Below are 12,686 nucleotides of genomic sequence, written 5' to 3' on the forward strand. Positions count from 1 at the left end.
TTTGTCATTTCATCTGTAATTTAAAGTAATTTTTTGTTTTAATTCCACCACCGATTATGCAATGTGATTTCCCCTCGCACAGTTGATATTTTATGTTACAGCATTCTCCCCTTCTGACCTTAAATGCCCAGTCTTTATATTGAAAAGAGATTCAACTTTCCCTGCCTATTTTTCAACCACTAACCAATTGTAAATACTGCTTATTAACTCAAACGTTGTTTTTGGAACACTGTATGTTGTTTTCGATATTTTATTTATTTCCTTGCTCATCGTATACATCCATTCCGTTTTTTGTTCCTTATTAGACAATCCAACATCTTCTGGCCTTGTTATCAACCCTTCAAAAATTTCGCTCCAATTATGAGAATACCTTACTATTTCTCTGCAATCAGCTAATGTTATACAATCCCATGTATCAATTTCTGCATCTTCGTCATTTGAAAGCAACTCATAGTTTTTATCATCAGCCATTTTTTTAGCTGTTTTATATGTATTCTTCGGCAAGCCTTTAATTATCCAATTATCTCCATAATACGATTCAAGAGCATTTGCAATGATATCCTTTACACGTTCTTCAATAATAGTTAAATATTCTCGAGATTCTGTGTTATATTGTTTTGTTTCATTTTCAATGTATTCATTTAATCCTTCTGGATTAAAATCATCCCTTGCTTCTGATATAACCTTTTGAAAACTTCTCCAGAATTTATTATCTGCACCACCGCCCAAAAATCCTTTTAATTCTTTTCTTTCTGTATCATCCACAGTATTTATGTAATTTATAAGCGGTTCAATATAATACTCCCACTCATCTATAATTATCTCCAAATCTTGCTTTTTAGGATCTATCTTATTTTGGTCTAACAAATGAACAACTATATCATCTATAACTCGGATTACACCTTGGATCCCTCGATTAATGGTTAATATTCCTCGTTCGCCAGCTACCCATTCATTTTCACAATTTGTTTTTACATATTTCAAACACCTTTCTAAAAATGGATAAAATAAATTCAGTGTAGATTGATTATCCCCTAGATCAAAACTGCCATCTGAAACAATTACATTATTTTTTCCATAAGTTGTAAAAAAGTGACTTCTTTTCAATGCCTGTTGTATTGCTTCAATTGTAATACACTTTGTTGGATTTTTTTCATCCTCTCCTATTACAACCCTGCCCAATAATGGAGAAGTCTGCTCTTCTCCACACATCTGTGCAATTTTTGAACGAAGAGCTTCTCTCTTATCATTATAATTTGGAGCATCCCACAACATGTCACTATTCAACGTTACTCTCAGTGTCTTTGATACCGCTTTTTGGTTTTCATTAATATCCATAAATAACTTCAACTGTTCAGAACGATCTAAATCAATAAATGCTACCACTGGTACAGTATTAGTCCGAGCATAATTGGTATCTGAATATCCATATAAACGATGTTGTCCATCTATAATATACGCCGAATGATATCTCTTTGGTAAGTGAAGTACTCCAATTTTTGAAAGAGAACCCTCTACTTTTGTAGAGGATTGATCAAACCTCACTCCTTTTCCTTTTGTATCAATACTAATAATCAATGAATTAGGAAAATAACCACCTTCATTTATAAAAGATTGTACCTCTTTTAGTCTTTTCTTTTTTATTATTCTTTGATACGTTGACATCATATTTTTATTCGCTTCACTTCGATGTAGAACATAACCAATCTTCAACAATTTCTCAGGTTCTATTGAAAACTCGTAATAATCATAACCCCCCATCTTGCCTTTGATTGCAGGAATTTTATTTTGCATATTCTTTATTTCTGTATTTGCCAATAAATTTCCAAGTAATTGATACCTTGCACATGTTCCTAAGTGCCTAACTAGCTCACTATAATATTGTATTATTGAGTCACTGAAAAAAATAATATCCCATTCTTGCATCCTTTGAATATCCTTAGGACTCATTATATAATTATGCGTTGCCCATATAAACTTAACTTTTCTTCCCGGAAATTGCTTAAGTGCAGTTTTTCGAAGCCCATCCATTTGTCCATGCAGTGCCTCTATATCCTTTTTGAATACTCCATCTTTCATACTTTCAGCCGATTTGCATTCAACAATTAATATAGTTTCCTCATCTGCTGCAAAAACATCTATTTGTTGTGTAAAATTGGGATTTTGAAAATCGTACGTCATTTTAAAACTTCTATCTTTATTAAGGAAAGTGAAACCCATTTGAAAAAACAATAACCATACTTTGTCCTCAAATTGCTCATCATATGGTTTTTCTTTTCGTACTTTGACGAATTTGGGATCTGCATAATCTTTTACATATTCCCAACCTTCTTCTTCCAATTCCTGCAATGCAACTTTACGTTGCTTATCTTCGATATATATATTTTTACGCTTGTTCTTTGCAGAAACCAAATCCCTGCCCGATACAACATTTTCCCAATTTGTCATAATAAACACCTTCCTTCAGCATTAGTATTTATAGGCTTATCTATATATTTGCACTCACTATTAATTCTTGATAAGCTCTTCTTCCATCTGCAGTACCAGAAATAAAACACCGGCGCTGCACTGTATCTAATGTGAATCCTCCTATATTTTCATATAATTTTCTTACATCCTTATGCCCTACATTTGTCATTATAATTTTCACATTTCTATTTTTTGCACGTTCTAAAGCATTTGCTAAACGAATTTGATCTTTCCATGAAAAAACATCGGCATTATAACCAACAAAGCGATTTTCTTCATCTATTACTGCATATGGCGGATCGCAAAAAATAAAATCACCTTCTTGAGCCATATCAATTGTTGATTCAAAATCTTGGCACATTATTTGTGCATTTTGAAGAACATTTGATGATTCAATTAAACTCTCATACTCAAAATTAATCTCTTCTCTTGTTCCGTACGGCACATTAAACTTACCTTGCCTATTTACCCTATATATCCCATTAAAACATGACTTATTCAAATAAATCATTCTTGCAGCCGCCGTTGCCAAGGTTCTTGTTCTCCTATCTCTAACTTGATAAAAGTACTCTCTGCAATGACTTCTTGCATGTTTTCTCAAATTTCGATATACGGATTCAACATCATCTCTGACAGCAATATACGCATTGATTAATTCGTTATTTATATCACTTAAAATTGCCTCTTGTGGTTCAAGATAAAAAAATACAGCCCCACTACCAAGAAAAGGTTCTACATATCTGTTATATTCATCTGGAAAACGTTGATTTTCGCGATTAACAAACCACCTCTTTCCACCAGCCCATTTCAAAAAAGTATTACTCATTATTTTTTCCCATTTCTAATATTCTTTGTATAAAATACAATCACTCTTTTTTAATCTAAACTATCTTAATTTATACTGCTGCATTTGCATTTATCTGATCAATAACCGTTCTGATTCCCATCCATACATTAAAATCTGTAAATATCTCTACTATGCTTCCCTTATCAGTAAATGGTGATTCCTGAAGTACGGAAAGGTCTTTCATCATGCCGTTGTGCACTATATACTCAACAATCTGATTCACAAAATAGATTTGTCTGCTGTCAAGATTTATATCATTCAAAAATACAGAGAACGCCTCCTTTGCAGTATTCATATCAAGACCAACAATTTCACGCACGAACTCACCTAATGGCTTGGGGCCATATTCTTTTTCATATTCATCTTTGGAACCGACTTCCTCCCAAAGGATCTGTTCCAAACTTTCTACATCCATCTCAGTCAACGGCTTATTCGTTTTAAGCTTTGCAATTGCAATGGTATCCTGATGCTGACGTACATAGAACTCTGCCTTTGCCTTGTAATTTTTAAGCTCATCATTCTCAAGTTCAGATTCCTTCCATTCTGTAGAAAGTATCTCATCCGTAAAATTTGTATCATACTTGATCACGTCTTTAGACAGATACTTCATCAAATTACGAAGATTTAATCTGATAGATTCAAGCTCATCAATTCCGGCATTTTCTACATAGTCTGTATGCAGAATCTTCTTGATTAATTCTGCCTGCTCCTGTATTTCCGGAATATTACCCACACTGGCAATTGCATTTACTTTTTTAAATAAATCGCCCTTATGCCTTCCATAGCCCTTTCCGGCCAAATAGGCCAATTCCATGCCATACACCAACGCATCAAATCGAACCGCACTTGCCTCATCTTGATCCGGCAAAATAAGTGGTGCTAATTCCTCTCTTATCATCAATGTATCTTCAAATGTAATACCATTATAATTAGCATCCACAGAATATATATCAACATATTTCAGATGTTGCCTTACCGCGAAATTCTCACGATTAAGCTCCTGCACCTTATCAACCATCATCCTTACAAGTTTTTCTCTATATGTAATTAATCTTTCCACTTGATATTCCAAATCCTGGAGCTTATAAGCAATCTCAAATTTTAATGTAAAGATTGCTCCCTGCAAAGCAATTATATTAGCAGTTGCTCTGCCTTGATTCATACGGAAAAATTCAAAATTCCCACAAAAATCAAAAATATAGAACTTGCTCTTATCTTCTTCGTCCATAAGTCCTGGACAAAGTCTCGTTCCACGTCCAATCATCTGCCAGAACTTTGCTTTACTCATAACCTTCTTGAAAAACACCAGATTTAATACCTCCGGCACATCAATTCCGGTATCAAGCATATCTACTGAGATTGCTAATTGCGGCATCTTTTGGGGATCTGAAAACTCATCAATTGCACTCTGAGCATAGGTCATGTAATTATCAATAACCTTGGCAAATGGTTGACCGCATTTGCTTAATTCAGGATATTGCTTATTAAAAACCTCCAGTATCTTCTCGGCATGGTTATGATTCTTTGCAAAAATTATAGTTTTGCCAATTTTTTCACCATAATCAACCTTTAGGCCATCTTTCATTAATATATTTAGAACCTGTTTTATTGTATCTTCGTTAAAAATCCATGTATTTAATGCTGATGAGCTAATTTTTTCCGGAAGCTTACCATCTTCAAATTCGAAGGTTGCTTCGTATGCCTCTTTATCTTCTTCAGATAATTCATCATACGCTATTCCATCTTCAATGAATTTCAGCTTTGTTTCTACCGTTATAAAATCTACAAGATATCCATCCTTTACAGCTTGTGCTAATTCATAACCATAAGTAGGCACGCCATTTTCCAAATCAAAAACACCATACGTATTTTTATCAATCTCATCCTTCGGCGTAGCTGTCAGCCCCACTAATGGAGCATCAAAATAATTGAAGATATCTCTGTACTTATTATAAATTGACCTATGTGCCTCGTCGCATATCACAAGATCAAAATGACCACAAGTATAAATTTTACCTTGATCATCCTGTACAGAATCAATAACATTCATCATTGTCTGATAAGTAGAAAAAATGCAGTGTGCTGTATAATTATTCTTTTCTTCCACTATATTTGAACAGGACAAATCCGGCAAAAGATTTACAAAATTTCTTTTTGCCTGAGTAACCAACGAATTACGATCTGCAAGAAACAGTATATTTTTTACCCAGCCTGCATCTAAAAGCACCTTGCACAACGCAATTACCGTTCTTGTCTTTCCGGATCCGGTTGCCATAACAAGAAGTGCCTTTCTTCGATTTCGCTTATCAAAGCTGTCACACACTGCCTTAATGGCACCTTCCTGATAATAGCGCCCTGCAATCTTTTTATCTATTGAAATATGATTTAAACTTATCTTCATAGTTCGAAGATTAAACAGCTTTTCTAAATCTCTCTTCGAATAAATAACAGATATCTTTCTTTCAGGATACTGATTATCTATAATTCTTGTCTCAAAACCATTTGTAAGAAATACTACCGGTCTTCTGTTGTACTGCGCTTCCATCAAATCTGCATAGAGTTTTGCCTGCTGTCTCCCCTTGGCAACATCCGCACAGGTTCTCTTTGCCTCTACAATAGCCAACGGTCTGTGACTGTCATCATATAAAACATAGTCCGCAAATCCCACTTCTGACTTATTAGGCATTCCAGGCAGCTCTACTTCGTTAAGCCAATCTTTTCCCTCTGTCCATCCTGCATCCAAAAGCATAGAATCAATGTAAATTTTTCTTGTTTTATATTCCGATAAATCTAGTGGTTTCGGCACATAAGTCTGCTGCTGCTCTGCACGCTTTGCCGTCAATTCTTCTTTAAGCGCTTTATTTTCAGCTATGAGAGCTTTCAAATCCACATCGTCATCAGATGACTTTATAATAACCGGCTCCATTTGTGGATCTGTTAATAAGCTCAAATCATATTGTCTTTCCTCATAGATATCAGAATAGCAATATGAAACATAATCCATAAATATAAAAAGATTCTTCAAACATAAAATTGCTTCATCCTCTGTAATTTTTCTGCCATTATGAGCCGCTCTATTTCCTATTTTTCGAATCAAATTCAAGCGTTTCCAAAGTGAATCATCTACTAAATCATGAAAATTTTCTGTACTCATTAAACTGATTAGATTGTCCTGATATGGCATTTCCAAAAAATCATCCACAGAATACATCCACTTAATAGCGAACTCCATAGCACGACGACAGTTGATTACACTGGCTTCCTTGTCAATTTTAAGAATCTTTTCAGCAGCAATAGCCACATCTGAAAAACTATTAAATTTTGGTTCCTGTCTTAAATAATCAAAGTTGGTCATCGCAAACCTCCTCTTACGGTATAATACTTCCTTTGTATAAAAACTTTCCACATCTAAATCTCTTAATATGTAATGTATTTGACTATTGTTAAGTACAATTCTAAATAAATTTTTCTTCCCTTTAAAAAATAAGCAATCATAAGCATCCTGCCATTCACTAATAAAAGTGTCGAAATTCGTGAAATTTTGATTTGTCGACTTGATTGACGAAATCAGAAAAATTATTTTGGAGTTCCAATGGTGGAAGCGCAATCTCAAGCTTACGAATATCACCTAAAGATATAAATTTCTGTGTTCCACCTTTTACTTTACTAAGAACCGCGCTGTCAAAATAATCTGACTGAAGTAATGCTTTTACAAAAATATTGTTTACCAAAGAGTCTTCTACAAATTTGATTAATGCAACATTCTTTATAGCAAATTCTTTATCAACATCAACTATTACTGGATTACCAACTGTTCCTATCATCGGCATAAGGATATCGCCTAAGTCAACCTTTGAACGTGAATTTATCTTATTTAAATCTTCTCTACAGATTAAGCTACAATCGGTAAAGTCAATTTTTCCAGTAGATACATTCTTAGACGTTACTAATGGGTAACCGTCATCCATAACATATTTGGGCGAGTCATGTGTTCCATCTCGAACATCGCAAACTTCTCCTAAGAGTTTCTTTTCCCATCCATTAGTATTACCAGTCATATCCCCAAACATCTCGACAAATCGGCTTTTGATTAATAGGTCTAGTTGTTCTAATTGCACTTTTCTTTTCTTAATGATTTCTTTCAATTTATCAAGCTTTTCACATATCTGAACCTGTTCTATAATATCAATATCTGCCACCTCATAACAAGACACATAATCATCCGTTTTGAGATTATGAAGTCCTGTAGTTTTGTTTTCAAATGGTCTAGTTCCTCCTCTTCGATAATTTCCGTAAAGAGAATAAAACACATATTTGGGAAACCATTGCTTTATATCCTTTACCCTTAATAGTCCTGTAAAATTATTAAATAAATAGGTTTTTTCAGGTCCTTCAAAATAAATCACTCTTCCTACTGGTTGTTTATCAGAACCTCCCGATTTTTCAATTATAATATCTCCCTGACAAAGATACTTTTCATCTATGTTTTTCTTTGTGATACAACGGGTGACTACATTATTATAATCAACACTCCCCTTATTAGTGAAATTAGTTGTCCTAAGTACGGGGGTTCCATCTCCGGTTTCATCATCAGCCCCCCACTCTCCAGAAAGAGCCCTTCCTGTAATATCTATTAACTTAGCCATATCATCCCTACAAACCTCAATTTAGGTCATGTATTTCTGATGAGATGCCTTTACGTTTGTCTGATTTACCATCGCATATTGCATGGTTGTGTCAATTTGAGAATGCCCAAGTATCTTCTGCACTTGCTCGATAGGCATTCCCTTATCAATTGCTCTTGTTGCCATTGTCCTTCTAAATTTGTGTGGATGAACTCTCTCCAAATTTAATAACCTTCCAAGTTGTCTTAATCTAATTTCTACGCCACTTATTTTCAAACGCGAATGTGGCGCATCTAATGTGACAAATAATGCCGTATTTTTATCTTTTCTACTATCTATATAGTTCTTTAGATGTACTTTCGCTTTTGCATCAAAATATACTCGGCGTTCTTTATCCCCTTTCCCATAAACAACACACTCTCGCCCTTCAAGATCAATATCGTCAATATTCAAATTCACTAATTCTCCAACCCTTATTCCTGTAGAATAAAGTAAATCAATTATTGCCAAGTCTCGTATATCTTTACAATTATCACGTAATTTCTCTATACCTTCATCAGAGATGACACTTTTTACAACTGTTTTAGTTTTTATTTTATGGATCCTTTTCATTGGGCTTTTTAAAATGTAATCCTCTTCCTCAAGCCAGGAAAAGAAACTCGAAATATTACGCCGTATATTATCTACTGTAACATTCGTACAATTATTTCTCTTTTGATATGCAGCCAAATACTCCCTGATTTCTTCTGTTGAGACTTTTCTAATTTGCTTGTCCATTTCTGAAATAAAATGTTCTATCGTAGTTCTATAATACTTAATAGTCCTTTCAGAACAACCTTCAATCTTCTTTGCATCCAAAAAAATCTGTAAGAATGCTTCATTGGAAATCTCCGTTTTATCCACGGTATTTTCGGCAAACGCCTCAACTATCACTTCCTGAAGTTTCTTCATTTGGGCAATCGACAAATATTCTGCCATCTCATTTAGTACTTTTACAATCTTTTCTTCCATGTTGGTATACCTCATCTATTGTTTGTGTACCAACATCCTTCATCCACTCTGTCATTCGCAATATTCAATACAACTTATAATCCATTAAATGAATTAGCATAATACGCTCTTTTTAATATATAAGACGGTTCGTAATACACCCCCGTATTATAATCATCTATTTCTTCCGCAATCCATGAATTGTAAACCCGCAGCATTCCCTGAATGTAATCTTCATCGTCATCTAAAGTTTGTAGTATTAATCTACAATAAACCTTTCCCATTTGTGTTTCTGTTGGTATTATGTCAACTAATTCCTTATTAACATCACCAACATCAAAGCTTCCCTTTTCCAACCTATATTCATTAATAAAATCATTCACCACTTGTAACGGATTTTCACAATGTAACACAGATGCCACACTAATTTTTTCTACCAGTGCATCGTACCCAATTGTATTCACCACATAACAATTATGCTGATGCAATGTTCGCGCAATACGTTCCGTAATATAGCACATAAAATACAAGTCATTTTCTGTAACATTTTCATCTGGGAAAAAAATATTTTTCATAACTCTACACTCCCTATAAAACGAATGGTCTTTAATGCCCGCTCCGTGCAAAATACAATTTGATGAGTTGGATATTTAAATTTTGCCAGAGCCCAAAATGCTTCTCTACTTATTTTTGCTTCCATATAGTCTTCCACATAATCCCAAATTGTATCATCTGCCATAGGCCCTTCTACAATATCATATTCATGACCTGCACCATTTCTACATGCAGCAATAAAATCAAGCCATTCATCAGACATGCTGGTAAAATTTAAAATATTTAATTCAGAACTTCCCTGATATTCATATATGTTAACTATATGTTTTGGTTTCTTACTGTTTGCCCATTTAATCGCCTGTTTTTTTAGACTTGTACAATAAAATCCAAAACCAAAATCTTTGTAAAATCCACATTCTATTATTTGAGGGTGTTTTACTGTCACATTACTCCCATGATATATTTCCATATTCTCAACCTTCTTATCCAAAATATTTTTGCATTAATGAATCGAATAGTAACTGTACTTCGTCTAATGATTTTTGCACTGCAATTTTTGATTTGTCGACTTGATTGACGAAATCAGAAAAATTATTTTGTAGCTCTATTGGTGGTAAACAAATAATAAGCTTTCCCAATCTTCCCTTTGAAATGTTTGACATTGATTTTGCTGAACCACTCGCAATACTTTGAATTTCCCCTCTAAACAAATCATGGTTAATTAGGTTGCATAAGTAAACTTTATTACAGTTTTCATTTGTATTTAATCTAAAAATCAAATCGGGCATCATCAGTTTCCCTGGTGTTGAAGAAACATAGGCAGCCATACCTACCAATTCAGGAGTATTTTTCCTTGTAAACAATAAATCTCCTTCTTGCACTTCTGCACTTTCTAAAAAGTCATTCTCATCTATCATAGCTTTATTTTCTTCAGGCTTATATACACCATATGTAACTGCACTTAATTTCAATATAGCTGGATCCGTTCCAACTCTTGCAATACCAGCACAAACAAAACTTTTTCCGTTTTCAATACATTCAAGACAATCATTTATTTCTACTTTATTCCATCCCTTAGGATTAGTAATCGGATCCCCAAACATCTCAACAAATCGGCTTTTGATTAAGAGGTCTAACTGTTCTAATTCCCGCCTTCTAACGGCAATTACATACCATACCTTCTTCAACATATCTACCGACATTTGCTGCTCTTTTTTATCTGGAAGATTGATTTCTATATCTGCCACAATTCCCTTAGAAATCTCCTTGAATGTTGCTCCTCTTCCCAACGAATTAAGATAAACCGTATTTCCACGCAAAAACCAATATAGATACTCTGATAGGACTTCATCTGAACAAATCAAATTCTTAAATCCCTGATTGCAGTACATTTCCTTACCTGCTATTGCAACCTTTCCGATAGGAGCTCTAGAAGACAAAATAACAGTCCCTTTAGGAAATGGTTTCAATCCTGTTTTCTCTACTCCAAGCTGTGTAATCTTCCTTACACTTTCTTCAACAATATACGTATCTTCATTTATTTCAGCCGGAGTGATCCAGTCAATATCACCATCCCAATATTCATTAATACTGGTTTTAGGTGTACTTCCTGATACAATTTCACATATATCTCCAAGTTTTACCTTAGCCATATCATCCCTACAAACCTCAATTTAAGAGGCCCTTTCTTTTTATTTCCCAAGCAATTCTCTAAGCAACGCGGTTTCTTTGTTTATTTCTGCATTCAACCTTTCGATTTCATCAAGAATTTCTTCCGTAGGCGGGTACTCTACAGGAATATACTCCACTTTCTTATATTTATTGATAGATAAGTCGTATCCATTATCAATAATTTCCTGCTTGGGAACCATAAATGACTTTTCTGTTCGTTCTCTATCTGCTTCTTCTTCGATATTTTTAAATCTGGCAATAATGTCCGGAATATCATTTTCTGCTATTTCACTTCTCTTATCATCCAAACTAAAGCCATCCGCCTGCATATCATAAAACCAAACTTCATCTGTTCCGCCATGATTTGTCTTTGTGAAAATAAGTATTGCTGTAGACACTCCTGCATATGGTTTAAAGACACCGGAAGGCATTGAAATAACCGCCTCTAGTCTCTGATTTTCTATAATTTCTTTTCTAATTGCCTTATGTGCTGTAGAAGCCCCAAACAAAACACCATCCGGAACTATACACGCACATCTTCCTCCAATTTTAAGCATCCGGACAAACAAAGCCAGAAATAGTAATTCTGTTTTCTTTGTCTTGCATACTTTGAGCAAGTCTGCAGATACAATATCATAATCGAGACTTCCCTTAAATGGCGGATTTGCAAGTATCAGAGAATACTGCTCATGATCCGGGTTCTGATCAGATAAGCTGTCTCTATATTCGATAACTGGACTTTCTACACCATGTGTCATCATGTTCATCGCACCGATGCGAAGCATTGTTCTATCCATATCAAATCCGTGGAACATATGATTCATAAAATGATTTTTCTTTTCTTTGTTATAAAAGATTTCTTCTTTCTTATAAGTTCTTAAATATTCCCCGGATTCTACAAGAAAGCCTGCTGTTCCACAACTTGGATCACAGATTACATCATCTGCTTTAGGAGCCATAAGTTCTACCATCATCTTAATAATATGACGTGGTGTTCTAAATTGGCCATTAACACCAGCAGTTGCCAATTTGGACAATAAGTACTCGTATACATCGCCTCTGGCATCGGAATCCTTTAATTTTTCCATCTGTGCATACAATTCATCCATTGCATCTACAATTTTAGAAAGCATTAAAGGTGTCGGTAATTTAAAGATCGCATCATCCATGTATTTTGAATATGCACTATCCTTATTAGCATGTAGATTTTTTATAAATGGAAATACCATTTCCTGCATCACAGAATACATTCTGTCAGCTGGATAATCCCTAAACACAGACCATTTAAGCTGACTTCCTTCAATCGTTCTTTCTCCAATTTTCACCTCTTTGGAAAATATGCTTTCATATGGCAGCCCCAGCATAGCGCTTTCTTTTGCATGGGTATTATCAGATTCATCCAAATCATGAATAAACATCAGGTATGTCATTTGCTCAATAACATCCAATGGATTTGTTAAACCGCCTGTCCAAAAAATTTCCCATAAACTATCAATTCTATTTTTTAATTCTCCTGCAATCATTGTTTC

The 12,686-nt window shown here is 34.4% G+C and carries 9 protein-coding genes; all 9 read right to left on the reverse strand.

Annotated features, from left to right (window positions below; translation table 11 throughout):
• Positions 1–165: 165 nt before the first annotated feature.
• On the reverse strand, positions 166–2,448 hold the full coding sequence (locus tag OCV88_RS12690; RefSeq protein WP_158425809.1) for a DGQHR domain-containing protein: 2,283 nt from the start codon (positions 2,446–2,448) through the stop codon (positions 166–168).
• Positions 2,449–2,488: 40 nt separating this feature from the next.
• On the reverse strand, positions 2,489–3,295 hold the full coding sequence (locus tag OCV88_RS12695) for a DNA adenine methylase (RefSeq protein WP_158425810.1): 807 nt from the start codon (positions 3,293–3,295) through the stop codon (positions 2,489–2,491).
• 70 nt (positions 3,296–3,365) lie between these two features.
• Positions 3,366–6,671, reverse strand: coding sequence for a DEAD/DEAH box helicase family protein (locus OCV88_RS12700; protein WP_158425811.1), 3,306 nt, complete (start codon positions 6,669–6,671; stop codon positions 3,366–3,368).
• A gap of 157 nt (positions 6,672–6,828) precedes the next feature.
• Positions 6,829–7,962: a restriction endonuclease subunit S gene (locus tag OCV88_RS12705; RefSeq protein ID WP_158425812.1), complete on the reverse strand. Its 1,134-nt coding sequence runs from the start codon at positions 7,960–7,962 to the stop codon at positions 6,829–6,831.
• 21 nt (positions 7,963–7,983) lie between these two features.
• Entirely contained in the window at positions 7,984–8,952 is a 969-nt protein-coding gene (gene xerA, locus OCV88_RS12710) for a site-specific tyrosine recombinase/integron integrase (RefSeq protein WP_158425813.1), read from the reverse strand.
• A gap of 74 nt (positions 8,953–9,026) precedes the next feature.
• Positions 9,027–9,506, reverse strand: coding sequence for a hypothetical protein (locus OCV88_RS12715; protein ID WP_158425814.1), 480 nt, complete (start codon positions 9,504–9,506; stop codon positions 9,027–9,029).
• Positions 9,503–9,955 carry a DUF3990 domain-containing protein gene (locus OCV88_RS12720; RefSeq protein ID WP_158425815.1) on the reverse strand — a complete coding sequence of 151 codons (453 nt, stop codon included), beginning with the start codon at positions 9,953–9,955 and terminating at the stop codon, positions 9,503–9,505. Before OCV88_RS12720 ends, OCV88_RS12715 begins: the two co-directional genes overlap by 4 nt.
• Positions 9,956–9,968: 13 nt before the next feature.
• On the reverse strand, positions 9,969–11,138 hold the full coding sequence (locus OCV88_RS12725; protein WP_158425816.1) for a restriction endonuclease subunit S: 1,170 nt from the start codon (positions 11,136–11,138) through the stop codon (positions 9,969–9,971).
• A 39-nt stretch (positions 11,139–11,177) separates the two neighbouring features.
• Complete coding sequence (locus OCV88_RS12730) at positions 11,178–12,680, reverse strand: class I SAM-dependent DNA methyltransferase (RefSeq protein ID WP_158425817.1); 1,503 nt, start codon at positions 12,678–12,680, stop codon at positions 11,178–11,180.
• Between the last annotated feature and the right edge of the window lie 6 nt (positions 12,681–12,686).

The sequence above is a fragment of the Brotonthovivens ammoniilytica genome (assembly GCF_025566885.1).
Lineage (GTDB): Bacteria > Bacillota > Clostridia > Lachnospirales > Lachnospiraceae > Brotonthovivens > Brotonthovivens ammoniilytica.

What these genes read in the sequence shown, in the direction of transcription:
- OCV88_RS12690 (WP_158425809.1), bottom strand. Translation starts at nt 2,448, where the DNA reads ATGACAAATTGGGAAAATGTTGTATCGGGCAGGGATTTGGTTTCTGCA.
- OCV88_RS12695 (WP_158425810.1), bottom strand. Translation starts at nt 3,295, where the DNA reads ATGAGTAATACTTTTTTGAAATGGGCTGGTGGAAAGAGGTGGTTTGTT.
- OCV88_RS12700 (WP_158425811.1), bottom strand. Translation starts at nt 6,671, where the DNA reads ATGACCAACTTTGATTATTTAAGACAGGAACCAAAATTTAATAGTTTT.
- OCV88_RS12705 (WP_158425812.1), bottom strand. Translation starts at nt 7,962, where the DNA reads ATGGCTAAGTTAATAGATATTACAGGAAGGGCTCTTTCTGGAGAGTGG.
- xerA (WP_158425813.1), bottom strand. Translation starts at nt 8,952, where the DNA reads ATGGAAGAAAAGATTGTAAAAGTACTAAATGAGATGGCAGAATATTTG.
- OCV88_RS12715 (WP_158425814.1), bottom strand. Translation starts at nt 9,506, where the DNA reads ATGAAAAATATTTTTTTCCCAGATGAAAATGTTACAGAAAATGACTTG.
- OCV88_RS12720 (WP_158425815.1), bottom strand. Translation starts at nt 9,955, where the DNA reads ATGGAAATATATCATGGGAGTAATGTGACAGTAAAACACCCTCAAATA.
- OCV88_RS12725 (WP_158425816.1), bottom strand. Translation starts at nt 11,138, where the DNA reads ATGGCTAAGGTAAAACTTGGAGATATATGTGAAATTGTATCAGGAAGT.
- OCV88_RS12730 (WP_158425817.1), bottom strand. Translation starts at nt 12,680, where the DNA reads ATGATTGCAGGAGAATTAAAAAATAGAATTGATAGTTTATGGGAAATT.